The following is a 25186-nucleotide window of genomic DNA, read 5'->3' as shown; positions in this document are numbered from 1 at the left end:
CAGCATGGACGACACCACCGACGACGGCGAGCACATCGACGGACGCCGCGCGCGTGGTGAGAGACGACGCGCGGAGATCATCGAGGCCACCCTTGCCGTGGTCACTCGCGACGGCGCGGCAGGCGTCACCCATCGCACGGTCGCCAAGCAGGCCGGCACCACGACGTCCCTGAGCACCTACTACTTCGCGACCCTCGACGACCTGCTCGTCGCCGCTCTCACGAGCGTCGCCGACGCCTACACCGCCCGCATTCGCGACATCATCGACACCCCCGGCGACAAGCTCGCCGGCCTGGCCCGCCTCATCGCCGAGTCCGCCGGTTCCGGACGTGAACGCGCCCTGGCCGAACGCGAGCTGGCGACCCTGGCCGCCCGCCGCCCCCCACTGCGGCCCGTGGCACGCCGCTGGCGGGAGAACATCGCCGAACTCGCCGCCACGCTGACCGACGACCCCGCGGCCATCGCCGCCCTCGTCGCGGCCTCTGACGGGCTGTGCACCGCGATCCTCCTCGACAACGCCCCCGCCGACCCTGATCACATCCAGGCCGTCCTGCAACGAGCCGTCCGCGACTGAACCGGCCGGCCGGCGCGTCCCCGGTGAGCGGCGGCCGCGGGGCCACGCATTTATCGGCGACGCGAGGTTTTGGGCTCCGTGCTTCCGCCGGGCCGACAGGTGGAACGATCGGATTCGGCCTGTAAGGACTCCTCACGCGGGCTCGCCACGGCCGGACGCGATGTGAATTTCCGCAGCGTTCGCGGCTTTTTGCGCTCTCAGAAATGGCCGATTGCGCGAAGCCGAAGCCACGGACGTTCCGCGGACCGTTCGCTCAATTACTGTTCGCGAAACTTCTCCTGCGAGCACGGATTCCGGGAGGTGATTCCGAAAATGCACCGAGCCGATCCGCTCTGCGGCCGGTGACACAGATCCGAGCGGAGGCCGGCGCAGGTGCGTCGAGGTACGGGCCTTTCCCGCCTCCCCTGCCACCGTCCGTGACCGGCCCCCGTCGCTCGTCGGCGGAACCGAACGCTGTTCTGCGACACGGCTTCAAAAGATATGAACAATCACCTTTGTGAAATCCCCTGCACACGCGGCGGGAAGGCTCGCCGCGCGCTTCGGGATGCCGGACGGCGTTACCCCGGTCCGCCATCAGGACTCAGCTCGATCAACCGAAAACCCCCGCCTCGCCGGTACCTCCCCTTGACAGGACCTGGTGGGCAACATACTTTCCGCAAGAGTTCTTTAGCAGCACGCCGTGAACGTGAGAGCACATTCGAAGGCTCATCTCCTCACGGACGACCGAAACATGGATTCACGCATCCGCCTGAACCAGGCGCGAGTCTTTCGGGAGGCGGAGCTGCGGCAGAGGTTCTTCGCGCACGCATTGGATCGTGAGGGCCCGGGATATATCCCGCGTTCACCTCCGGAGCAAAACCGCGCCATCCCGAAATAGCCAACGTGGAAAAGACGCTTCCCGGCTCCTCGCCGCGGGCCTGGCCGGCACCGCCGTACGTGAGATCGACGTCCACCCGCCCGACCGGAACGGAGACCGCGACATGACCAACCCGTTCGAGGAAGCCGAAGGCACCTACCTGGTCCTGGTCAACGACGGGAACCGGCACTCGCTGTGGCCCTTCGGCCCGAAGGTCCCCGCAGGCCGGCGGGTCGTGCTGGGAACCTCCCCGAGAGCCGAGTGCCTTGACCACGTCGAGGCCAACGGGCGCGGCATCCGGCCCGCGAGCGTCACCCGTGCCTGACACGGTCCACGGCCTCTCGCCGCGCCGGCACCGAGGTTCACCTCCACGGTGTCCCCGCCACCCGGCCGCCCAGATCTCGTGAAAGGACTGACGTCCCGATGGATATCAGCGTCATGTTCTTCGGGGCCGACAACGTCGGCGGCGTCGGCCATGCCACGAAGTACACCGAGATCCTGGACATCGCCAGAGCGGCCGACCGACTGGGCTTCACCGCAGTCTGGACCCCCGAACGGCACTTCCAGCAGGTGGGCCAGGTCTTCCCCAACCCGTCGGTGCTGAGCGCGGCCCTGGCGGTGGCCACCGAGCGCATCGCGATCCGGGCGGGCAGCCTGGTGCTGCCACTGCACCACCCGCTGCGGGTCGTGGAGGACTGGGCCGTCGTCGACAACCTGTCGCGCGGCCGGATCGGCCTGTCGGTGGCCACCGGCTGGCACTCCAAGGACTTCGTGCTCGCCCCCGAGCGGTTCGCCGGGCGGCGCGAGCACGCCCTGGACGGCATCGAACTGCTGCGCCGCCTGTGGTCGGGCGAGGAGGTGGAGTTCACCGACGGCAGCGGCAGGCCGGTCGCGGTACGGCCCCAGCCCACGCCCTACTCGCCCGAGCTCCCCCTGTGGCTGACGACCTCGGGCAGCCCGCAGACCTGGAGGACCGCCGGGCGGCTGCGCACCAACGTACTGGCCGCGACGATCGGCCAGACCCGCGAGGAACTGGCCGGCAGGATCGCCCTCTACCGGGAGCTGCACCCAAAGGGCACGGTGACCCTGATGGCCCACACCCACGTCGCCGACGACGCGGCCCGGACGGTAGGCGAGCCGCTCAAGGCCTACCTGAAGTCCTACGTGGCGCAGACCGCCACCAACCGGCTGGACGACGGCCGGGCCGCCCGGCTCACCGAACGGGAGAGCGACGCACTGGCCGAGTTCGCCCTCCGCCGCTACCTGAACTGGGGCGGACTGCTCGGCCCGGCCGAGCGCTGCCGCGAGTTCCTCACCGACCTGAGCGACCTGGGCGTCGACGAAGTGGCCTGCTTCGTCGACTTCGGGCTCCCGGCCGAGCAGGTGCTCGCCGGGCTGGAGCGACTGTCCACGCTGATGACGGAGGCCCCATGAGTACCACGACCCGTTTCGCCGCGCTCCCGCGTGAGCAGCGCGTCACACTCCTGCGCCGCCTCGTCGAGGCAGGGCAGATCGGGGCGATCCCCGACATCGTCCCGCAACGCGACCCCTCCCGGCCGGTACGGCTCAGCCCAGGCCAGGAGGACCTGTGGGTCTACGAGGCGCTCTATTCGGAGTTGTCCGCCCTCAACCTCTGCTGCGCCTACCACTTCGACGGCCCCGTGGACCCCGGCGACCTCGAAGCCGCCCTGACGATCGTCCAGGAGCAGCACGACATCCTGCGCATGCGCATCACCGGATCGGTCGACGAACTGCGCGCCGACTTCCCCGCCGCGGGGCCCTTCGTCCTGGAGCGGGCCGAACTACGTGACTCCCTCCACGACGAGCTGACCGCCTACAGCCGACGGCGCTTCGACCTCAGCAGGGACCGGCTGATCCGGGGACGCTTCATCAGGGTTGACGAAAAGCGCTCGACCCTGGTCCTGGCACTGCATCACATCGTGACCGACTGGTTCTCCTTCGACATCCTGCACAGGGAGTTCACCGCCGCCTACAAGACCGTGCGCGACGGCACCCCGCCGGTACTCGGCCGCCCGGAGATCCAGTACCCCGACTTCGCCTCGTGGCAGCGCGAACTGGAGGAGGCCGGGGTACTCCAGGCCCAGCTGGGCTTCTGGCGCGACTATCTGGGCGCCCCTCCGCCCCCGCTGACCGTGGGGCCGCTCGGCGCGCCGCGCGGCCCGTTCGGCATCACGCGGCTTCCCTTCCACATCGACCTGGAGGGAGAGGCGGCGATCCGCGCGCTGGCCAGGGAGCGGGGCGCGACCGTCTACGGCGTCCTGATGACTGCCTTCGCGGTGCTCGCCCACCGGCTGAGCGGCCAGGACGACATGACGATCGGCACGCCCGTCGCCAACCGGGCGGCCAAGGGCCTGGAACGCGTCATCGGCTACGTCATGAACGAGGTTCCCACCCGCTGGCACTTCGAGCAGGAGACGACCTTCGCCGACCTGCTGAGCCGCTTCACCGCCGACTTCCCGCGCCTGCTCGACAACGCCGACGTACCCGTGGGGCGGATCGTCAGCGCGATCCGCCCCGAGCGGGTTGTCGGGCGCTCGCCGCTGTTCCAATGGGTCTTCATGCACCTGACCCGCCAGGAGAGCGTGCGGATGTTGCAGGAGATCGCCGAGCCGGAGCGCGTGCAGACCGGCGGCGAGCACGACGTGATGGGAATCGTGCGCGACACCGAGGACGGCCTCGCGGGGGCGCTGGAGGTCCGCACCGACCTCTACGACCCCGAGGCGGTCCGCGCCTGGGCCGAGGGTTTCACCGTCCTGCTGGCCGACCTGGTGCGCTCCCCCGACACGCCGATCTCCCACGCGGCGCTGCTGTCCGGAGAGACGCCCGGCTCCGCCGTCCCCCGGGAGTTGCCCGCCACCTCGCCGGCGGATCTGGCGGTACGGCAGGCGGCCCTCTCACCGGACGCCGTGGCGGTCGAGTCGGAGCAGGAGGCGGTGACCTACGCCGAGCTGATCGCGCGGGCCGACCGCCTGGCCGGGGCGCTGCGCGAGTGCGGCGCCGGTCCGGAGCGGATCGTCGCACTCGTCCTCGGCCGGTCGGTGGAGCTGGTGGTGGGCATCCTCGCGGTCCAGCGCGCCGGAGCCGCCTTCCTGCCCGTCGACCCCGAATACCCCCAGGACCGGATCGCGTTCATCCTGCGGGACGCCGCGCCGGTGGCCGTCGTGGCCGACCCGGCGACGCCCTTACCGGAGACGGGTGTCTCGCGGTTGTCGCCCGGCGACTCCGGCCGGGCCCCGCTCCCGCGGGCCTTCCAACCGCTGCAGGCCGCGCACGTCTACTACACCTCAGGGTCCACCGGCACCCCCAAGGGCGTCGTGGCCTCGCACACCGGGCACGCGACGCTGGCCGCCTCCCTGGTCGAGCAGCTCCGGATCGACGCCTCCAGCCGGATACTGCAGCTGAGCGCCCCGACCTTCGACGTCCTGGTCGGCGAGCTGTGCATGGCCTTCGGCTCCGGCGGCACACTCGTCGTCACCAGGCCCGGTCCCCTGACGGGCCGGGAGCTGGCGGAGGTGCTCGTGGAGCGCGAGATCACCGGCACCTTCATCTCACCGACGATCCTGGCCAGTGTGCCGCCGGGCGAGTATCCGGCGCTGCGTGTGATCGCCACCATCGGCGAGGTCTGCTCCGCCGAGCTGGTGCGGGCCTGGGCGAACAGCAGGCGCCGCTTCCACAACACCTACGGGCCGACCGAGGGCACGGTCCTGGCGACCCTGAGCGCGGAGCAGCCCCAGGGGCTCCCGCCGATCGGCCTGCCCATGGACAACGTCGGGGCCTACGTGCTGGACGCCCGGCTGCGCCCGGTACCCGTGGGCGTGCCCGGCGAGCTCTACCTGACCGGGGACCTCCTGGCGCGCGGCTATCTCAACCGGCCCGGGCTGACAGCCGAGCGTTTCGTGGCCTGCCCGTTCGAGCCCGGCGCGCGCATGTACCGGACCGGGGACCTCGCACGTCGGCGGCCCGACGGGCAGCTGGACTTCCTCAGCCGCACCGACGACCAGATGAAGGTGTCCGGCGTACGCGTCGAGCCGGGCGAGATCGAGGCGGTCCTTTCCGCCCACCCCTCGGTGAGCGGCGCCGCCGTGGCCCTGCGGGACGGACGCCTGATCGCCTACGTGGTGCCGCACGGCGAGCTCGACCAGGACGCGCTCATCGCCCACGCGGCGGCCCGGCTGCCGGTCCAGATGGTGCCCGGCGGCTTCGTCGAGCTGGCGAGCCTGCCCCTGACCCGCAGCGGCAAGCTCCACCGGGCCGCCCTGCCCGCGCCGCCGCGCCGGGCCGGGACCCGTGCCCCCACCGGCGCCGTGGAGACCCGGCTCTGCGAGCTGTTCGCCGAGTTCCTCAAGGTCGACGACGTCGGAGCGCAGGACAGCTTCTTCGCCCTGGGCGGCGACAGCATCGCGGCCCTCCAGCTCGTCTCCCGGGCCAGGGAGGAGGCGATCGTCCTCACCCCGAAGGACGTCTTCGTCGCCCGGACCCCGGCCAGGCTCGCCGCGCTCGCCGGAGCCACGAGCGAGGTGGCGACCGACTCGCCGGTCGGGCGCTTCCCCCTCACCCCGATCATGCACCGGTGGCGTGAGCACCACGGCCCGCTGCACGCCTTCGCGCTGTCAGCCCTGCTGCCGGTGCCCGACGACGCCGACGCCGAGCGCATCGGTCGAGCGCTCCAGATCCTGACCGAACGGCACGCGAGCCTGCGGACGCGGCTCGTCCGCCACTCCGGCGAGCACTGGGAACTAGAGGTCCCGGCGACCGCCGAGCCGGTGGGGCTCGGCGGGGCCGCCCTGGATCCCGAGAAGGGCAGGATGCTCCAGGCCGTCTGGCAGAAGGAGGCGGGCAAGCTTCTCCTCACCGTGCACCGCCTGGCCGCGGACGGCGTGTCCTTGCGCATCCTGGCCGCCGAGATGGCGGTGCTGCTGTCGGGCGCCGATATGCCTCCTCCGCGCGGGACCTCCGTGCAACGCTGGTCCACACTGCTGCACGAGCAGGCGGTAAGCCCGGCGCGCCTGGCCGAGCTGTCCTTCTGGACCGGGATGGACACGGGCGAGGAGGCCGGGCTGGTGCCCGGCAGGACGAGCGGCGGCAGCCGTACCACCCTGACCAGGACCCTCGCGCCCGAGATCACCGAGGCGGTGCTCACCCGGCTGCCCACCGCCTACCGCTGCGGGCCGGACCACGTGCTGCTGGCCGCGCTGACCGCCGCGGCGGCCAGGTGGCGCGGCCACGGCAACGCCCTGCTGGTCGAACTGGAGAGCCACGGACGCGAGGAGCCGACCGGCGACGTGGACCTCTCGGCGACCGTCGGCTGGTTCACCGCGCAGTACCCGGTCCGGCTGGAGGCCGCGGAAGGGTTCTGGGACGGCGCGGCCGGTGTCACGCTGAAACAGGTCAAGGAGCAGCTGCGGGCGGTTCCCGGCGGCGGGATCGGCTACGGCATGTTGCGTTATCTCAACCCGGACACCGCACCACGGCTGGCCGCCTCGCCCGGGCCCGACCTGCGCTTCAACTACCTCGGGCGCTTCTCCGGCGGCGACCTGGAACCGGTCGGCACGACCGACGTGCCGACGGCCTACGCCGTGGAACTCGACGTGATCGCCGACGGACCCCACCTGGTGGCCGTCTGGTCCTACGCCGGCATGTCGGCAGAGGAGGCCGAGACCCTGGCCGACCTGTGGTTCGAAGCGCTCGGCGTGCTCGCCCGGGAACAGGGGGGCGGCTCGACCAGCTCGGACTTCCCGCTGGTCGAGCTCTCGCAGGAACAGGTCGACGCGCTGGAGGCGGTGGTGGGGTCCAGGCTGTCGGACATCCTGCCTCTCTCCCCCACCCAGGAGGGCATGCTCTACCGTGCGCTCCTGGTCGAGTCCGGGCCGGACGTCTACATGATGCAGGGCCGGTTCCGGATCGACGGGCCGGTGGACGTGGCGGCACTGCGGCGGGCGGTCGACACCCTGGTGGAACGGCACGCCGGCCTGCGCGCCTGTTTCCGGTACAAGGCGGGGCTGCGCAGGCCGGTGCAACTGGTGCCGGAACACGTGTCCGTCCCCTTCGTCGAGGTGGACGGACAGACGATGGAGGAGGTGATGGCGGCCGACCGGATCAGGCCCTTCGACGTCACCAGGCCACCGCTGCTCCGCGCCGCGCTGGTCGGCTCGGAACTGCTGCTGACGGTCCACCACCTCCTGATCGACGGCTGGTCGAAGCCCCTTCTGGCCCGCGAGCTCATCGCGCTGTACGAGGGCGAGACGCTGCCGCCCGCCCCCCAGTTCCGCGACTACCTGGCCTGGCTCCGCGCCCAGGAGCCGGACAAGGCCACGGCCGCCTGGGAACCGGTCCTGGCGGGGCTGCCCGGTCCCACCCGCCTGCATCCGGACGCCCTCGACGGCGTGATCCCGCACACGCTCGACCTCGAACTCACCGAAGAGCTGAGCAGGAGGCTGCGCGAGCGGGCCCGCGCGGTCGACGTCACGCTCTACATCCTCGCCCAGGCCGCCTGGGCCATGGTCCTCGCCCAGATGACCGGCCAGGACGACGTCGTCTTCGGCACCATCGTCTCCGGCCGCCCGCCTGAGATCCCCGGAATCGAGTCGATGATCGGCCTGTTCATCAACGCGCTGCCGGTACGGGTCAGGCTCGGCGACAACCTCCTGGCCCGCCTGCAGGACGAGCACGCCCGGCTGGCCGCCCACCAGTACGTGCGCCTGGCCGACCTGCAACGGCTGGCCGGGCATCGCGACCTGTTCGACACCGCGCTGGGCTTCGAGAACTATCCCCGCGACGGCCTGGACCGTCCCGGGCGCCTGCGGCTGGCCGAGGTCTGGGACTCCTCGCACTACCCGCTGGCTGTCATGATCGATCCGGCTGACCGGCTGTACATACGACTGGCCTACCGGCCCGACTGCCGCACCCGCACCGAGGCCGCGCTGATCATGGGACGCCTCGTGCATGCCTTCGAACAGCTGGCGGACGGGGCCGAGTAGGTGAACCCGCCTCCTCCCGGCGGAGCGGAACAACACCGTCACCCCACGGTTCGCCGAGCAGAGCATGCGGGCGCCGCGGGCTGTGGCGACGGTCACCACAGCCCTCGCCCCCAACCCACGGGAGTCGCGATGCGTTACGAATTCCCCGTCTCCCCCACCCAGGCCAGGCTGCTGGTGCTGGATCGCATGCACCCGGGCACGGCCCAGTACAACGTGCCGGTCGCCTTCGCCGTCCACGGCCCCTTCGACGTCGAAGCCTTCCGCCGGGCGCTGGAGACGCTGGTCGCCAGACACGAGTCGTTGCGGACGATCTTCCGCGTCCGCGACGGCGAGTATGTCCAAGTGGTCTGCGACTCCGCCGAACTCGCCTTCACCGGCGTGGCGCGGCTCGACCTGAGAGCGGAGGCCGCCCGGCCCTTCGACGTGGAGCGAGGACCGCTGCTGCGGTGCGCGGTCCACACCGTCTCGGCGGACCTGCACCGCGTTCTGCTCGTCGCCCACCACCTGATCTGCGACGGCTGGTCCCTGCAGATCCTCCTGGACGAGCTGGCCACGGCCTACGGCGGAGCCGAACTGGAACCCCTGGAGCTGCAGTACCCCGGCTATGCCGCCTGGCGCCGTGAACACCCCGCCGAGGAGGCGGTCGCCTACTGGGCCGACAGCCTGTCCGGCGCACCGCACACCCTGGCCCTGCCGACCGACCGGCCCCGCCCGCCGGTACAGGGCACCGCCGGTGGCGTCGAACGACTCCCCCTGCCTCCCGACACACCGCACCGCCTCGCCAAGCTGGCCCGCGACCGCGCGACCACCTCCTTCACCGTGCTCTTCGCCGCCTTCGCCGCCTTCCTCGGCCGCGTCACCGGCCAGCGGGACCTGGTGATCGGCGTACCTGTCTCCGGTCGCGACCACCCCTCGGTCCAGGGCGTGGTGGGCCTGCTGACCAACACCCTGGCCGTCCGGGCCGACCTCACCGGCGACCCCACCTTCGGGGAGCTGGTCGATCGGCTGCACGACCGCCTGCTCGACGGCCGCCTGCACCACGACGCGCCCCTGGAAGCCGTCGTCGAAGCGGTGGTGCCCGAACGACAGCTCAGCCACGACCCGCTGGTCCAGGTGATGTTCTCCTACTACGGCGACACCTCACTGACCCTGCGGCTGCCCGGCACACGAGTGGAACGCATCGAGTTGATACTGGACGAAGCCAAGTTCGACCTGCTGCTCTACGTCGAACGGTGGGACGGGGAACTCCTCGGGCATGTCGTCTACCGAAGCGACCTGTTCGACGCGGCGACCGTCGGACACTGGGCCCGGAGCCTGCGGGTGATGCTCGAAGGACTGCTGGAGCGCCCCGACCTGCCGATCAGCCGGATCGGCATGCTCAACGCCGAGCAGTTCGCCCTGGCGATCCGCTTTCCGGCCGGCCCCCCGGCCCCCTCGTCCCCGCTCGTGCCGGATCTCATCGCCGCGACAGCCGCGGAGCGGCCCGATTCCGTCGCGGTGACGTACGGCGAGGCCACCCTGACCTATCGCGAGCTCCTGCGACGGGCGGACGACCTGGCCGCCCGGCTGCGCGGGGCGGGGGTGGGACCGGAGGTCCCCGTGGGCCTGCTCCTGCCGAGATCCCTGGAGATGGCCGTCTCCGCGCTGGCCGTACTGAGAGCCGGCGGCGCCTACGTCCCGCTCGACCCCGGTCACCCGCCCGCCCGCCTGGCCGCCATGGTCTCCGGTACCCGTGTCCACCTGCTCGTCACCGGCGACGGCACCCGTGCGCTCGCCCGTCAACTGGACGTGCCGGTACTCGACGAGCTCGGCCCGCTGGAGCCGCCCCCGGGCCCGCCGAAGCCGGGCAACCTCGCATATGTCCTGTTCACCTCCGGCTCCACCGGCGCCCCCAAAGGAGTGGCCGTGGAGCACGGCGCTCTGCTCAACCTGGTGACGGCCGTACGTGGGCAGTTCCCCGTCACCCGTGACGACAGGGTCCTGCAGTACGTCAACTTCGGCTTCGACGTGGCGGTCTCCGACCTCCTCTTCACCTGGACGGCGGGCGCCGAACTGCACATCCCCCACGAATACGAACGTCTCGGTGAAGACCTGCTCGCACGTCTCCAGGACTCGCGCATCACCTACGCGTTCCTGCCCCCCGCGGCCGCGATGTCCATGCCCCCGCACGAACTGCCGGACCTGCGAACCCTGGCCGTCGGTGGCGAGACGGTCCCGCCGGAACTGGTCAGACGCTGGTGGGCACCGCACCGGCGGATCGTGAACGCCTACGGACCGAGCGAGACCACCGTCTATTCGACCCTCGCCGATCTGGAACCCGGCGAACCGGTGGTGCTCGGCCGTCCGGTCACCGGGGTTCGCGTCTACGTGCTGGACGAACGGCTACGCCCGGTCCCGGTAGGAGTGACCGGGGAGATCTACGTGGCCGGAGCCGGGCTCGCCCGAGGCTACGCCGAACGGCCGGGACTGACAGCCGAGCGGTTCGTCGCGGCCCCGTACGGCCCGCCCGGCTCACGCATGTACCGGACCGGGGATCTGGGCCGTTACGACGCCGACGGGGTGCTGTCGTATCTGGGCCGGACCGACACCCAGGTCAAGATCCGAGGATTCCGCATCGAACTGGGCGAGATCGAGAGCCTGCTCGCGACACACCCGCTGGTCTCCGCCGCCGCCGCCCGCGTCGTCGGCGAGGACGACGGGCGACGGCTGGCCGCCTACGCCGTCGCCCCGGGAGCCGACCCCGCCGCCCTACGGTCCTGGCTGGCCGAACACCTGCCCGGCTACATGATGCCCGACACCGTCACACTCCTGGACGAGCTGCCGGTCAACCGCTCCGGCAAGGTGGACCGGACCAGGCTGCCGGAGCCGCTCGCCGTACACCGCGGTCCCACCGAACCCCATCACACCCCGTCCGGCGCGACCGAGGAACTGATCGCCGGAATCTGGAGGCGGGTACTGGGCGTGGAACACATCGGAACACACGACAACTTCTTCGACGTGGGCGGCACCTCGATCCGGCTGCTGACCGTCCTGGCGGCCCTGCACGACCAAGGCCACGACGAGCTGGCCCTGGTCGAGCTGTTCCGGCATCCCACCGTCGCCACCCTCGCGGCCCGGCTCGACGGCGTCACGCGACCCCACCACGACCAGGCCCGGCGACACGGCGCGGACAGGCGGGCGCGCCTGGCGGCCAGAACAAGGAGGAGATCGTGACTGATGCGGCCGTGGCCGTCATCGGAATGAGCGGCCGTTTCCCAGGTGCCTGCGACCTCGCCGCCTTCTGGGCCAACCTACGCGACGGGGTCTGTTCGATCACCGACTTCAGCGAGAAGGAGCTTCGCGACGCCGGAGTCGGCGAGGAGGAACTGCGCGACCCGGCCTACGTGCCGTCGAAGGGTTACCTCGTCGGCGCCGACCGGTTCGAAGCGGAACTGTTCGGCTTCAATCCCGCCGAGGCGGTCGCTCTCGACCCCCAGCACCGCCAGCTGCTGCAGACGGCGTGGAACGCGCTGGAGGACGCCGGCCACGACCCGCGTAGACCACCCCGGCGTACCGGCGTCTATGTGGGCGGCGGACTGAGTGAGCACATGATCGCCGCCCACGCCGACCCCGGTCTGGCCGCGCGGTACGGCGCCATGCACCTGCGTGTCCTGACCGACCGCGAGTTCCTGGCCGGATGGATCTCCTACCGCCTGGGACTGGACGGCCCCAGCCTCACCGTGCAGACGGCCTGCTCCACCTCGCTGACCGCGGTCCACCTGGCCGCGCAGGCACTGTTGCTGGGTGAATGCGACACCGCGCTCGCCGGGGGCGTCTCGATCGACTCCGTCCGCAGGCGCGGCTACCTCTACCGGCCCGGTGGCGTCTTCTCCCCCGACGGCCGGTGCCGCCCGTTCGACGAGAAGGCGGCCGGCACGGTCCCCGGCAACGGCGTCGGCCTGGTGGTGCTCAGGCGGCTGGAGGACGCCGCGGCCGACGGCGACCCGATCCGCGCGGTCATCCGTGGCTCCGCGATCACCAACGACGGCTCGGCCAAGGTCGGCTTCACCGCGCCCAGCGTCGACCGGCAGGCCGCCGCCATCGTCGAGGCGTGGGCGGCCGCGGGACTCGACCCCGCGCAGGCGCACTACCTGGAGACCCATGGCACCGCCACCGAACTGGGTGACCGCATCGAGATCGCCGCCGCCTCCACCGCCTTCGCCGAGGCCGACCATTGTCTGATCGGCTCGGTCAAGTCCAACCTCGGCCACCTGGACACCGCCGCCGGAGTCGCGGGCCTGATCAAGACAGTGCTCATGCTGGAGAACCGGACCCTGGTGCCCTCGGCCAACGTCACCCGCCCGCACCCCGACCTCCGCCTCCAGGCCTCCCCCTTCGACCTGGTCACCGCCGCCTCTCCCTGGACGTCCTCGCGGGGGACCCGGAGGGCCGGGATCACCTCCGTCGGCATCGGCGGAACCAACGTGCACGTGGCGGTCGAGGAGTGGGCCGGGAGCCGGCCGGCCATTCGCACCCACGCCTTCTCCGGGGTCTCCTACGGAGCATTCTCCCTGTCCGCGCTAGCCTCGGTGCCCGTCTCGGTGCCCGCCCTGTCGAACACCGGTCACCTGCAGGACGCGGTGATCGGACTGCTGTCGGCCACGCTCGGGCTGACCAGGGCCGAGGACCTGGACAGGACCTATCTTGCCGCCGGCGGCGACTCGCTCACCGCCGTCTTCCTCGTCGGCCGCATGCGCGACGACTTCGACCTCGACGTCCCTGTCACGCTCTTTCTGGAGAAGCTGACCCTGCGCGAGATCGCGGAGCGGATCGTGCGACCGGAGGAGAACCTGCTGGCATCTTTGCTGGACGAGCTGGAGGACTGAGCCGCGGGGCCGCGTTCGAGCGGGACGGTGTGAGGACGGGCGGAGAAGTCTCTCCGGCCCGTGACCGCGCCACGGCATGGCCGCACCCGGCAAGACGGATGTCCTGTCGGGTGCGGCCTCCGTGTTCTCACAGGCGGCAGGCTCTACCGCTGGTTTCCGTACCGCTCCTTCCGCGCGCCCGCGGCCGGAACAAGGCCGCCTTCACCGCTTGCGTCCAGCGTCACCGAACTAGCGGATGCGGTAGGCGCTGACCCAGCTGCCGATCGAGTTGTAGCCGCTGCTGTCGACGACGATCGCTCCACCGGTGCAGTCGTAGTTGTCCCACAGCTCCACCAGGCGGCTGCTCTCGGTACGGGCGGAACGGATGTTGTCGTTCCAGCCGGCGCCGACGTAGTAGCACTGACCGGGGTCTCCGTTGAGCCAGGCGTCCGGGCCCGAGAAGCCCGTGGAGGAGTAGACGTGGATGCCGGTGACCAGTAACGCCTGGCGAGCGGTATCGGTGGAGGCCTGGGCCGAACCGGTCGCCAGCACAGGCGCCAGCATGACTGCGGCACCGACGGCGCCGAGAAGCCTCAGCTTGATGGACTTCGTGCGCTGTGACATGGATAGTTCCCCTTTACTACCGTTGTCCAACTATCTGATAGTTCGTTGATAACAGAGATCCGGTTGACGGATCACCCCTCGAATCCGTGTCATCTGACTGACCTTGTCGAGACACATGACTCCCGTTGACAACGCCACCCCAGGACGATGGATCGGCCCGCCGTGGTCGGGGAACTCCAGGACGGACCCCGATCGGGTCACCTCGCGGAGGCTCCGGAGGCGGGCGACGGGCTATCGCGCGTCGTGCGGGCGGGGGTGCGGGGGGCGGTGGTGTTCGACGAGGACGGTGAGCAGTCGAGTGAGCTCCTCCCGCTGGCCGGGGGTGAGGGGGGCGAGGAGTTCGCGCTGGGCGTCGGCGATGAGCGCGTCGAGGTGCTCCAGGCGGCGGCGGCCGACGGGGGTGAGGGTGATGACGTTGCGGCGGCGGTCGACGGGGTCGGGTTCGCGGCGGACGTATTCGGCGTCCGCCAGCTCGTTGAGGACGGCGACCATGTCACTGCGGTAGATGCCGGTGCGGCGGCTGAGCTCGGCCTGGCTGGCGGAGCCGGCCTCGGCGAGCGTGACCAGTACGGCGAAGTGCCATTTGTGAGCGCCTTCCGCGGACAGGCGTTCACCGACGAGCCGGTCGGCGACGATCGCGGTTCCGGCGAGCAGGCGGCTGGGGATGGCGCGCAGCCGGGCCGGGGTCGGTTCGGGGATCGTGCCCACGGGATTCCTCCGCTTCTTGCGTTAGTGACACTAACAGTCTACCTTCGTTAGTGTCACTAACGTTTTAACCTCTCCGGAGTGAGGGCCGTGATCAAGCCGTTCCGCATCGACATCCCCCAGGCCGACCTCGACGACCTGACCGACCGTCTCTCCCGAACCCGCTGGCCCAACGAGGTCGCCGACGCCGGGTGGGACTACGGCTTCCCGCTGACTCGGCTGAAGGAACTCGCCGAGTACTGGCGCACCGGGTACGACTGGCGTGCGCATGAGGCCAGGCTCAACGAGCTTCCGCACTTCACCACCGAGATCGACGGCCAGAACATCCACTTCGTCCATGTGCGCTCGGCGAATCCGGACGCGCTCGCGCTGATCCTCACCCATGGCTGGCCCGGCTCGTTCCTGGAGTTCCTCGACGTGATCGAGCCGCTGTCGCGCGACTTCCACCTGGTGATCCCGTCCATCCCGGGCTACGGCTTCTCCGGGCCGACCCACCGGCGCGGCTGGGACATCGTCCACGTCGCACAGGCCTGGGCCGAACTGATGCGCCGTCTCGGCTACGAGCGCTACGGCGCGCAGGGTGGCGACTTCGGTTCGGGCATCTCCCTGGCACTCGGCGCGGCGGCACCCGATCGGGTCGCCGGGGTGCACGTCAACTATCTGCCCACCCGGCCGGACCCGGACGCCGACGTCGAACTGTCGAAGACGGACGAGGCCCGGCTGGACAAGGTCCGGCAGCTGATGGCCAACCGCCCGCCGTACCAGGCACTGCAGGCCGCCACTCCGCAGACCATCGGTTACGCGCTGACCGACTCGCCCGTCGGCCAGCTGGCCTGGATCGCCGAACGCTTCGCGCAGTGGACCGACCCCCGCTCGACGATCAGTGACGAGCGGATGCTCACCGACATCTCCCTGTACTGGCTGACCGCCACCGCGGCCTCCTCGGCGCGGCTGCACCGCGAGACTCCACGGCGGACCGAGCCGTGCCCGGTGCCGGTCGGTGTGGCGGTGTTCGCCCACGACATCACGCAGTCGGTACGGCCGCTGGCCGAGAGGTTGTACGACATCAGGCACTGGTCGGAGTTCGAGCGCGGCGGCCACTTCGCCGCGATGGAGGTGCCGGAGCTCCTGGCGCAGGACATCCGGGACTTCTTCCTCACCCACGTCGAGGCCGACCAGTGAAGGCGCCCGGCCGTTGCTCTTTAGTTCGTGGAGTTACGAGGGCTTGAGAACCGGACCGGTCCCGGCCAGGCAGCCGCCGATCAGATGCGGCCGGTACTGGATCTTCTTCAACCCGCGCTTGATCGCACGCACCAGATGATCCAGGTTCGCCGCGGTGGTCCCACGGCCGGCCGCACCTGCGCCTTCCACACCGTGATCGCCTCCTCATCCCGTCCGCTCGCCCGGCGCGCCGCTGCCGGTTTCAGAGCGTCGGTGCCGGAAGGCGCAGACGTCCGTCGTGGACTTCGGCGATCTGGTCGGCGTCGGTGAGGTGGGTGCGGTCGTGGGTGACCAGGACGGTGGCGGTGGCCTGCCGGCGGGTGAGGCGGGCGATCAGGTCGAGGACCGCGGCGCCGCGTTCGTGGTCGAGGGCGCTGGTGGGTTCGTCGACCAGGAGGACGGTGGGGTCGTTCATCAGGGCGCGGGCGATGTTGACGCGCTGGCGCTGGCCGCCGGAGAGCTGGTGGGGGCGGCGGCCCGCCTGGTCGGAGAGGCCGACGGCGTCGAGGAGTTCCATCGCGCGGTCGCGTGCGGTGCGGGGTTTGCGGCCGTCGATCTGGGCCATGACCTGGAGTTGTTCGGCGGCGGTCAGGGAGGGCAGCAGGTTGGGCTGCTGGAAGACGATGCCGATCTTGTGGCGGCGCAGTTCGGTCAACTCGCCGCGGGTGAGGCCGGTGGTGTTCTGGCCGTCGACGGTGACGGTGCCGGTGTCGGGGGTGATCAGGGTGGCGGCGACCGCGAGAAGGCTGGACTTGCCGGAGCCGGAAGGGCCCACCACGGCGGTCAGGCTGCCCTGGGGAACCTCCAGGCTGACCTGGTCGAGAGCGGTCAGGCGGGTCTCGCCGTCGGGGTAGGTGAGGGTGATGTCGGTCAGGTTCAGGCTCATCGGGCGCTCCCCAGGGCGGTCAGCGGGTCCACGGAGGTGATACGGCGGATGGACAGGGCGGCGCCGAGCGCGCCGAGGAGGATGATCACGGCGGCCGGGATCAGGACGGTGGCGGGGGTGAGGAGGAACGGCACAGCGGAGCCGGACACGAGGGCGCCGAGTGCGACGGCGATGCCGGTGCCGAGCAGGGTGCCTCCGGTGAGCAGGACGACGGCCTGGCCGAGAGCGTCCTTGAGCAGGTTGGCGGTGGAGGCGCCCAGTGCCTTGAGGACGGCGACGTCGCCGTTGCGCTGGATGGTCCACACGGTGAAGAAAGCGCCGATGACGAGGGCGGAGATGACGAACAGGAAGCCGCGCATCAGCTGCAGGGAGCCGTTCTCCGAGGTGTAGGAGCCGATCGCGGACAGGGAGTCCTGGATGGAGACCGTCCGGGTACCGATCCGCTGGTCGGTGGTCGCCGTGTCGGCTTCGGAGGCGGTGGTCAGGGCGATGACGGTGGCGGTCGGGCCCTGCCCGCCACCGGTGGGTGGCACGGTCTTGCGCCAGACATCCAGGCTGGTCCAGACGACCGGGGTGTGACTGAAGGAGGCATCGCCCTCGACGGCGGCCACTGTCAGCCGCTGACCTGCCAGGGTGAGGGAGCCGCCGGTCTGCACGCCGAGGTCGTTGGCGGCCGCGACGGACAGTACCACCGCACTGTCGCTGATCTTGCCGCCGACCGGGGCGAGGCGGGAACCGGGCTTGACGCCGAAGGCGGAGACGGCTGTGCTCTTGTCTCCGGCGGCGGCCTTGGTCGTGGTGATCCCCAGCGGTTCGGCGTTTTCGACGCCGGGTGCTGTGGACCACTGCAGCCACTGCTGCTCGGTGACGGTGGAGTTGGAGTACGACAGGTTCTGGCCGCCGCCGGGAGCCTGGAACGCGATCTTGTCTGCGGGCAGTTCCGTGATCGCGGAGATGTTCTGCTGACCCAGACCGGCCGTCAACCCGGACAACAGCCCGACCAGCAGGGTGATCAACACGATGACGGTTCCCATCAGGGCGAAGCGCCCCTTGGCGAACTTCAGGTCTCTCCAGGCGACGAACACGGCCTTGGTCTGTCCTTTCCGGTGGTGGAAGCGGGGTACGCCTCAACCGTCGCCGCCGGCGTCTCACACACGCGTCTGGCGCAGGGGGGAACTTCACGGGCCGAAGGACGGCACGCGGGTTCTAACTTTCGATGGAGGCCCCCACGGGCCTGCCTCCATAGGCTGGAGGACACTGTGAACGCCACCGCCTCCGCCCTGACCCTCACCACCCGGACTCTGGTCTGGTGTCTGCACCTGCTGATCACCGGCCTGCTCGTCCTGACCTCCGGCCGGGCACTGGCCGGTGACCATCCCCATGCCGGATGGATCGCCGCGACGGCGGGGGCGTGCGGCCTGGTGTACGCCGCCGGTGCGCTTGCGCCGCGCGTCCGGCGCACGTGGCGGGGTGCCGCCTGGTGGCTCGCGGTCGTGGGCACCGTATGGCTGGCGCTGCTGGCCTTGTCTCCCGACGCCGTGTGGGTGGCCTTCCCGCTGTACTTCCTCCAGCTTCATCTCCTGCCTCGCCGCGCCGGACCGGTCACGGTGGCCGCCACCGCGGTGGCGGCCATCACCGGATTCTCCGCCCACCAGCACTCCTTCAGTCCTGCCATGGCCATCGGCCCCGCGCTCGGCGCCGCCGTCACCGTCGCGGGAGTACGGGGTTATCAGGCCCTGTACCGGGAGAGCGAGCGCCGCCGCAGGCTGATCGAGGAACTCACCGCCACCCGCGCCGACCTGGCCCGGGTCCAGCACACCGCCGGTGTGCTCGCCGAACGCGAACGTCTGGCCCGCGAGATCCACGACACCCTCGCCCAGGGCCTGTCCAGCATCCAGCTGTTGCTACGGGCCGCCGAGCGCGCGCTGCCCCAGGCACCGCAGAACGCGGCCCGCCACGTCGGTCAGGCCAGGCAGGCCGCCGTCGACAACCTCGCCGAGGCCCGCCGTTTCGTGGCCGCCCTCACTCCGCCCACGCTGGAGGGCACCACCCTGGCCGGTGCCCTGGAACGCCTGTGCGCCACCGCGTCCGCCCGGCATCGGCTCACCGCGCGGTTCCGCCTCACCGGCGATCCCGCCCCGCTCACCACCGCGCACGAGGTCGCGCTGCTGCGAATCGCCCAGTCCGCCCTGGCCAACGTCGTGCAGCACGCCGAGGCCACCACCGCCGAGGTCACCCTCGGCTATCTGGGTGACCACGTCGCCCTCGACGTCGCCGACGACGGACGCGGCTTCGACCCCGCCCGCCTGCCCGCCTCCGATCCCGAGACCGGCGGCTTCGGACTGGCCGCCATGCGCGCCCGCGTCCAGGCCCTCGGCGGCACTCTCACCGTCGAATCCGCCCCCGGCCACGGCACCGCCCTGGCCGCCCAACTGCCTCTCACCACACCAGCCGACACCGAGCCCGAGGCCCGCCCGTGACCGACGACACTCCCATCCGCCTGCTCGTGGCCGACGACCACCCTGTTGTACGGGCCGGGCTGCGCGCCGTGCTGGAAACCGAGCCCGGCCTCGTCATCGTCGCCGAAGCCGCCACCGCCGAGGACGCCGTCACCCGCGCCGCCGAAGGCGACATCGACGTCGTCCTGATGGACCTGCAGTTCGGCAAGGGCATGGGCGGCGCCGAAGCCACCGCCCAGATCACCGCCCGCCCGGGAGCCCCCCGCGTACTGATCGTCACCACCTACGACTCCGACGCCGACACCCTGCCCGCCATCGAAGCCGGCGCCACCGGCTACCTCCTCAAAGACGCCCCGCCCGAAGATCTGGCCGCCGCCGTGCACACCGCAGCCGCCGGACGCACCACACTCGCGCCCACCGTCGCCGACCGGTTGATGAACCGCCTGCGTGCCCCCGGCACCACCCTGACCCGGCGCGAAACCGAAGTCCTCGCCCTGGTCGCCGACGGCCTGTCCAACCAGGCCGTCGGCACACGCCTCCACCTGACCGAAGGCACCGTCAAATCCCACCTGGCCCGTATCTACGCCAAACTCGGCGTCGACTCCCGTACCGCCGCTGTCGCCGTGGCCACCGACCTCGGCCTCATCCGCCGTTGACCCGAACACGCGCGGTTCTCGTACAGCTACGGCAGGTGGCGTGTGGCGCCGTCTGTCCAGGCCCGTACGCTGCGGCCGGTCAGGTTCTGCGCGAGATGACCATGATGTACTCGCAGGGAGCGTTCGTTCGGTTGGCGAAGCCGTGGTCCGCGTCGGCCTGGAGGAACAGGGAGTCGCCGGTGTTCAGGGTCTCGCTGATCCCGCCGATCGCGACGGTGAGGGTGCCTTTGAGCACCACGAGTTGTTTCTCCGTACCCGGCGGATACGCGGGCAGCAGCCCGGTGGAGACCTGCGCGGGGAGATAGTGGACGACCATCTCGGCTCCTCCCGCACCCGGGGCCGCTGACACCATGTGCCGCTCGAAGCCGGTCTCCGGGTCACGGAAGACGGGACGATCGTTCTTGCGCATGACAATGGCCACACCGGGCGCGGCGGCGACCGGCGCGCCGATCAGGTCCGAGAGCGACGCGTCGAGCGCGTGGGCGATCCTGGACGCGACGCCGATCGTCGGGCTCTTCTCGCCGCGTTCGACCTTGGACAGCATCGCCCGGCTGACCGACGACTGCGCGGACAGCTGCTCAAGCGTCAGGCCCGCCTCCTCACGGCGCCGCCGCACGTTGCCGCCGAACGCTCCGGCCAGGTCGTCACCGTTTCCGTCTTGCTCGACCACCGTGCTCCTCGATCGATGGGGGTATCTCGACGCCCACAGTGTATGGTTTCTTCTAAAGGAGATATTCTCTTCTATTGAAGATGCGCGATGCGCGCTCAGCACGATGGAGATTCCATGCGTTTGATCTCAAGTGGCCTGCGTTATGCCACGTTTGAATTCGGCGACCTGCAGGTGACCTCGTTGCGAGACGGGTACATCGACATGCCGCCGACACGGCTCCGCGACGAGGACGGGTGCGCTCTCGACGAGCTGCCTGCCGCCGTCCCGCTGATCGACGACAACCTGCGGCTGTCGGTCAACGCCTTCTTCGTCACCGACGGCACGCGGTCGGTTCTCGTCGACACCGGTGCGTCCAACGTCTGGCACGTCCCGGGCATGGGGTTTATCCACGACGCGCTCGACGAGGCGGGAATCGACCGCGCGCACGTCACCGACGTGGCCATCACCCACAATCACGAGGACCACGTGAGCGGCCTGATCGCGCCGGACGGTTCGGAGGCGTTCGCCAAACTTGAGCGGGTGTGGATCGGCGCGGGTGACACCTCGGTGTTCACCGGGCGGCTTGAGCCGATCCGCGACCGGGTGGTACCCGTGTCGGAGAAGGTCGCGATCAACGGCTGGGTCACCGCGATCCCGACGCCGGGCCACACGCCCGGTCACACCGTCTATGACGTCAGGAGCGGCACCGGCCACCTTCTCGTCTGGGGCGACACCGTTCACGTTCCCACGCTCCAGTTCGAGCAGCCGAACGTGACCTGGGAGTTCGACGGTGACCAGTCCCAGGCCCGCTCCGCGCGAGCGGCCCTTCTCGAACGGCTGACCCAGCCGAACCACTTCGTGGCCGGCGCCCATCTCGACTCTCCCGGCATCGCCCGCGTGACCGCCTCCGGAGACGGTTACGCGCTGGAGTACCTCGCGCCGCCGATCGGCTGATCGAGCACGTCGGCTCCGGGCCGCGTTCACGACGGTCCCCAGCCCACCCCGGTCGAGGCACACCGCGACCTCCGCAGCGGTCGTGGCGAGCCGGACGCCTCATCGGGCGTGGGCGGTGTTCTCCCCTACCGCGCGGGCGGGGAGGACCAGGGCGATCAGGGCGCCGGTGAGGATGGGGGCACCGTGCTCGTCTCCGATGAGGGCGAGCACGACCGCGCCGGCCAGGAGCGCGGCGGCGGCGATCCTGGGCCTACGGGGCAGCCCGGAGTGGCCGCGCACCACCCAGACGGCCAGTCCGCCGAGCAGGCCGGCGATGGCGACGGACGAGCCGGCGCTGTAGTCGCCGACGGCGTAGCTGTAGACCTCCCCGGCCAGGGCGCCTCCCAGGTAGAGCAGCAACCAGCGGGCCCGGCCGTACGCCCGCTCGGCGTACGTGCCGAGGAGGAGCAGCGCGGCCCCGTTGAAGAGGATCTGGTACCAGCCTTCCGGGTTGACCAGGATGGGGCTGAGCAGCCGCCACCACTGACCGTCCAGCAGGCCGGGGCTCCTGGCCAGCAGCGCGGACAGGCCGGGAAGGAGCAGGCCCGCGGTGGTGGTCACGGCGGTCACGGCGAAGGTCGTCCAGGTCAGCCAGGGCTTGCTCATGCGTCCACCTGTTCAGCGGGGAGGGAGGGGGCGGCGGGTTCGCGCAGCCATGCGGCGAAGGGGGGCGCCATGATGGCCGCGGCGATCACGAACACGGCGTTGATCGGGGAAACGAACGAGATCACCACGCCGTTCCCGACCGTGGCCACCGGTGCCGCGACGCCGGCCAGGCCACGTGACCCATGCCGCCGGTCGGGCCGAACTCCTGGACGAACGGGCCGAGGAGCCTCCCGTACTTCCCCACCAAGGAGGCCCTGGTCCTGGCGCCGCTGGAAGAGCATGTCGACGAGCCCGCCCGTGTCGTCCGTGGCCGTGCGGCCGGAGAGTCGGCGGTTCGGGCCCTGCGACGCCATTTCCTGGCGGCCCTGGCCGCTCGCGACGCGGCCACCGGTCTGAGCGACGACCCCCAGGTGCTCGCCGTGCAGAGGCTCACCCATTCCACGCCCGCCCTTCTGCAGCACCTGCACCACTTCCTGGCGCGTGGTCAGGAACTGCTGGCCGAGGAGCTCGCCACCCAGGACGGGCGGGCGGATCCGATCGCCCACGTCGCCGCCGCACAGATGCTCGGCACCCGCAACGCCCTGATGTCGGAGAACATCCGGCGGCTACTGGAGGGCGAGACGGCCGACGCCGTCTACCCCGACGCGGTCGTCAACGCCGAACAGGCCTTCCACCTGCTCGAACACGGCCTGGGCGACTACCGCACGCGGTAGGCCCCGCCCGGTGGGAGGCGCGCGAGCCCACCGGGTCCGGTCTCACCAGCCGTTGAGCACCTCGCGACCCTGCAGGATCGCGAGGTCGAGCAGGCCGGGGAAGCGGGCGTCCAGGTCGTCACGGCGCAGCCGGTTCAGCCGCCGTGTCCCCTCGTCCCTCTGCCGGATCACACCCGCCTCCCGCAGGACCTTGAAGTGGCCGCTCCGGGTGGACCTGCTGACCGGTACCGCGAGCGTCGTGCACATCAGCTCGCCGTCGGGCTCGACGTCGGCGAGCTGGGCGACGATGGCCAGGCGCAGAGGGTCGCTCAGGGCCGCCAGCACCGCGGTGAACCGGAGCTGGTCGGAGTCGGGGTGGACGAGTTCGGTCGCGGTACGGCTTGCCATGCCTCCAGGATAGCGACATGTTCGGCATTCTCGAACATGTGTTATGTTCGGCAAATCCGAACATGATGGTGTGGAGGAACGGATGTCTCTTGATCAACTCACCGCCGCGAGCCATGGCCGTCCGCCGCGCCGTGACCCCCGCCGGGAAAGGCGCGCCCCGCAGGACGCGGGCCCCGCAGGACGATGGAGATTCTGGGGTACGGCGTACACGTTGCTCATCCTGCTGACCGGAACGAACCTGCCGACCCCCCTGTATCGGGGCTACCAGGCGGGCTTCAGCTTCTCCCCGTTGGTCGTCACATTGATCTTCGCCACGTACGTGGCCGTGTTGATTCCCTCCCTGCTGCTGGCCGGTCCGCTGTCCGACCTGCTCGGCCGCCGCACCGTGCTGCTGTCGGCGGTGGCGCTCGCCGCGCTGGGAGCGTTGCTCTTCGCCCTGGCCACGAGCACCGGATGGCTGTTCGCCGCCCGTGCCCTGCAGGGCGTGGCGCTCGGCGTGGCCTCGGGCCCGCTGACCGCGACGCTGACGGAACTCGAACCGAACGGCGACCGCCGCAGGGCCGCGCTGGTGTCCACCGTGGCCACCGTCGGAGGGCTCGGCCTCGGCCCCGTGCTGGCCGGGCTGCTCGCCCAGTACGCCCCCGCGCCGCACGTCCTGCCGTTCGCGGTGGAGATCGCGCTGCTGGTTCCCGCGGCGGTGACGATGGCCGCGCTGCCGGTCATGGCCTCGGGCATCCGGCGCGGGCCCCACCTCCCCGAGATCCCCGCCGCGGTGCGCTCCATCTTCGTGACCAGCGGTACGGCGAGCTTCCTCGCGTTCAGTGTGATGGGGCTCTCCCTCGCCCTCGTCCCCACCTATGTCGCGATCCTCTCCGGCAGCGGGAACCTGTTCCTGGCCGGTGCGGCGGTGGCGCTGATGCTGCTGTGCTCCGCGCTCGCCCAGCTTCTCGGGTACGGCAGGCAGGCCCGCGACCTGGAACTGGCCGGCCTGCCCCTCCTGGCCACCGGACTGGTGCTGCTCGCCCTCGCCGGTGGCCTGTCCTCGCTGCCGCTGTTGCTCCTGGCGGCGGCGACCGGCGGGACCGGCCAGGGGCTCACGTTCCTCGGCGGCATCACCGCGGTCAACCAGGCGGCTCCCGCCGAACACCGCGCCGACGTGCTGTCCACCTTCTACGTGATCATCTACCTCGGCGTCGGGGTGCCGGTCATCGGGGTCGGCTTCCTCGCCACGGTCTCCGGGCTCCTCTTCGCCGTGCAGTGCTTCGCCGCCGTGGTCGCCGTGGCCTGCGTGGTGATGCTGATCGTCCTGGCCCTACGACGTCACCGCTCCCCCACCGCCGGCTGACGCGGGCCTACGGTCACCCCAGGACGAACGGGAGCCGCGCCGCCAGTTCCCCCAGATCATCCTTCTCCCCGTCGGTCGGGGCGCGCCGCCCGGTGCCGACCAGCAGCGCGTCCTCGTCGGAGAACGAGGCGGGGAACGCGGCTCCGGCGATCTCCTCCAACATCTCACGGGTCCGGGCGAGCCCCTCGGCGGGAGGTCCCGCCACGTGCGGCAGGTGCGCCACCAGGTCGAGGTGGTGCAGCGTCCACTCCAGCACGTACGCGGAGAGGTAGTCGCCCGCGGTGAGGACCTGGCCCTGGGTACCGACCCGCCGGTCCGGGTCGGCGAGCTCGGCGGCGCGGCCGGCGGCTGAGCCGACGTCGTCGAGATGGAATTTGAGCAGCTCGGGCTCCTGGTAGGCGGCGGCCAGCCGCACGATCAGCGCGTCGAGCGGGTCGTCACCGGTCGGGGGTTCCGCGGCGACGTTCCAGTAGGTCACCGCGTCGCGGGTCGGCTCCGATTCCACGGGGGTCACGAGGGTGATCAGGACGTCCTGGGCGTCGATGACCAGGTGGCACACCAGGTCCCGTACGAGCCAGCCCGCACAACCGGACGGCCGCGCGAAGTCCTCGTCGGGGAGGTCGGCGACCGCCGTACGTAACGCGCTCCAGGTATGAGAGAAGAGATCCAC

21 protein-coding genes are annotated in these 25186 nt (G+C 70.8%); 12 read left to right on the top strand and 9 right to left on the bottom strand.

All coding sequences use genetic code 11. From position 1 onward, the window contains the following. Positions 1–4 precede the first annotated feature (4 nt). From ABZ470_RS20900 to ABZ470_RS20875, 6 genes are all read left to right on the top strand, one after another. The gene (locus ABZ470_RS20900) at positions 5–574 is read left to right on the top strand and encodes a TetR family transcriptional regulator (RefSeq protein WP_362913049.1); all 570 of its coding nucleotides are present in this window, start codon (positions 5–7) and stop codon (positions 572–574) included. Positions 575–1554: 980 nt separating this feature from the next. Then, on the top strand, positions 1555–1755 hold the full coding sequence (locus ABZ470_RS20895; RefSeq protein WP_362913047.1) for an MbtH family protein: 201 nt from the start codon (positions 1555–1557) through the stop codon (positions 1753–1755). Between the two features lie 98 nt (positions 1756–1853). Beyond that, positions 1854–2864, top strand: coding sequence for a MupA/Atu3671 family FMN-dependent luciferase-like monooxygenase (locus tag ABZ470_RS20890; protein WP_362913045.1), 1011 nt, complete (start codon positions 1854–1856; stop codon positions 2862–2864). After that, positions 2861–8428 carry an amino acid adenylation domain-containing protein gene (locus ABZ470_RS20885; protein ID WP_362913043.1) on the top strand — a complete coding sequence of 1856 codons (5568 nt, stop codon included), beginning with the start codon at positions 2861–2863 and terminating at the stop codon, positions 8426–8428. Before ABZ470_RS20890 ends, ABZ470_RS20885 begins: the two co-directional genes overlap by 4 nt. Before the next feature lie 129 nt (positions 8429–8557). After that, entirely contained in the window at positions 8558–11641 is a 3084-nt protein-coding gene (locus ABZ470_RS20880; RefSeq protein ID WP_362913041.1) for an amino acid adenylation domain-containing protein, read from the top strand. Further along, positions 11638–13293: a beta-ketoacyl synthase N-terminal-like domain-containing protein gene (locus ABZ470_RS20875; protein WP_362913039.1), complete on the top strand. Its 1656-nt coding sequence runs from the start codon at positions 11638–11640 to the stop codon at positions 13291–13293. Before ABZ470_RS20880 ends, ABZ470_RS20875 begins: the two co-directional genes overlap by 4 nt. A gap of 228 nt (positions 13294–13521) precedes the next feature. Here the strand turns inward: ABZ470_RS20875 and ABZ470_RS20870 are convergent, their stop codons facing one another. After that, on the bottom strand, positions 13522–13896 hold the full coding sequence (locus ABZ470_RS20870; protein WP_352012267.1) for a peptidase inhibitor family I36 protein: 375 nt from the start codon (positions 13894–13896) through the stop codon (positions 13522–13524). Between the two features lie 231 nt (positions 13897–14127). Further along, on the bottom strand, positions 14128–14604 hold the full coding sequence (locus ABZ470_RS20865; protein ID WP_362913037.1) for a MarR family transcriptional regulator: 477 nt from the start codon (positions 14602–14604) through the stop codon (positions 14128–14130). Between the two features lie 87 nt (positions 14605–14691). Here ABZ470_RS20865 and ABZ470_RS20860 point away from each other — a divergent pair, with 87 nt between their 5' ends. Further along, a complete protein-coding gene (locus ABZ470_RS20860; protein WP_362913394.1) occupies positions 14692–15783 on the top strand; it encodes an epoxide hydrolase family protein in 1092 nt (363 codons plus the stop codon). Between the two features lie 241 nt (positions 15784–16024). Here ABZ470_RS20860 and ABZ470_RS20855 read toward each other — a convergent pair whose 3' ends face one another. Then, positions 16025–16708, bottom strand: coding sequence for an ABC transporter ATP-binding protein (locus tag ABZ470_RS20855; RefSeq protein ID WP_362913035.1), 684 nt, complete (start codon positions 16706–16708; stop codon positions 16025–16027). Continuing rightward, complete coding sequence (locus ABZ470_RS20850) at positions 16705–17793, bottom strand: ABC transporter permease (protein WP_362913033.1); 1089 nt, start codon at positions 17791–17793, stop codon at positions 16705–16707. Before ABZ470_RS20850 ends, ABZ470_RS20855 begins: the two co-directional genes overlap by 4 nt. A 174-nt stretch (positions 17794–17967) precedes the next feature. Between ABZ470_RS20850 and ABZ470_RS20845 the strand changes: the two genes are divergently transcribed. Together ABZ470_RS20845 and ABZ470_RS20840 are read left to right on the top strand one after the other, a co-directional pair. After that, positions 17968–19188 (top strand): sensor histidine kinase, encoded by a 1221-nt coding sequence (locus ABZ470_RS20845; protein WP_362913031.1) that lies wholly within the window; start codon positions 17968–17970, stop codon positions 19186–19188. Then, positions 19185–19823 carry a response regulator transcription factor gene (locus tag ABZ470_RS20840; protein ID WP_362913029.1) on the top strand — a complete coding sequence of 213 codons (639 nt, stop codon included), beginning with the start codon at positions 19185–19187 and terminating at the stop codon, positions 19821–19823. Before ABZ470_RS20845 ends, ABZ470_RS20840 begins: the two co-directional genes overlap by 4 nt. Positions 19824–19902: 79 nt before the next feature. On the opposite strand, the gene ABZ470_RS20835 is transcribed toward ABZ470_RS20840, so the two are convergent. Beyond that, positions 19903–20493 carry an XRE family transcriptional regulator gene (locus ABZ470_RS20835; protein ID WP_362913027.1) on the bottom strand — a complete coding sequence of 197 codons (591 nt, stop codon included), beginning with the start codon at positions 20491–20493 and terminating at the stop codon, positions 19903–19905. Between the two features lie 114 nt (positions 20494–20607). Between ABZ470_RS20835 and ABZ470_RS20830 the strand changes: the two genes are divergently transcribed. Further along, positions 20608–21426: an MBL fold metallo-hydrolase gene (locus tag ABZ470_RS20830; protein ID WP_352012259.1), complete on the top strand. Its 819-nt coding sequence runs from the start codon at positions 20608–20610 to the stop codon at positions 21424–21426. A 99-nt stretch (positions 21427–21525) separates the two neighbouring features. Here ABZ470_RS20830 and ABZ470_RS20825 read toward each other — a convergent pair whose 3' ends face one another. Both ABZ470_RS20825 and ABZ470_RS20820 read right to left on the bottom strand, forming a co-directional pair. After that, a complete protein-coding gene (locus tag ABZ470_RS20825) occupies positions 21526–22071 on the bottom strand; it encodes a rhomboid family intramembrane serine protease (protein WP_362913025.1) in 546 nt (181 codons plus the stop codon). After that, entirely contained in the window at positions 22068–22196 is a 129-nt protein-coding gene (locus tag ABZ470_RS20820) for a hypothetical protein (protein ID WP_362784311.1), read from the bottom strand. Before ABZ470_RS20820 ends, ABZ470_RS20825 begins: the two co-directional genes overlap by 4 nt. Positions 22197–22253: 57 nt before the next feature. Between ABZ470_RS20820 and ABZ470_RS20815 the strand changes: the two genes are divergently transcribed. Further along, positions 22254–22784 (top strand): TetR family transcriptional regulator, encoded by a 531-nt coding sequence (locus tag ABZ470_RS20815; protein WP_362913023.1) that lies wholly within the window; start codon positions 22254–22256, stop codon positions 22782–22784. Positions 22785–22826: 42 nt separating this feature from the next. Here the strand turns inward: ABZ470_RS20815 and ABZ470_RS20810 are convergent, their stop codons facing one another. Beyond that, a complete protein-coding gene (locus ABZ470_RS20810; protein ID WP_352012256.1) occupies positions 22827–23171 on the bottom strand; it encodes a helix-turn-helix domain-containing protein in 345 nt (114 codons plus the stop codon). A gap of 82 nt (positions 23172–23253) precedes the next feature. Here ABZ470_RS20810 and ABZ470_RS20805 point away from each other — a divergent pair, with 82 nt between their 5' ends. Further along, on the top strand, positions 23254–24516 hold the full coding sequence (locus ABZ470_RS20805; protein ID WP_362913021.1) for an MFS transporter: 1263 nt from the start codon (positions 23254–23256) through the stop codon (positions 24514–24516). 13 nt (positions 24517–24529) lie between these two features. Here the strand turns inward: ABZ470_RS20805 and ABZ470_RS20800 are convergent, their stop codons facing one another. Continuing rightward, on the bottom strand, positions 24530–25186 hold the full coding sequence (locus ABZ470_RS20800; protein WP_362913019.1) for a maleylpyruvate isomerase N-terminal domain-containing protein: 657 nt from the start codon (positions 25184–25186) through the stop codon (positions 24530–24532).

Source organism: Streptosporangium sp. NPDC020072 (assembly GCF_040631445.1).
Classification (GTDB): Bacteria; Actinomycetota; Actinomycetes; order Streptosporangiales; family Streptosporangiaceae; genus Streptosporangium.
The sequence above is the reverse complement of the archived record's forward strand: the minus strand, read 5'-3'. Positions and strand labels throughout refer to the sequence as shown.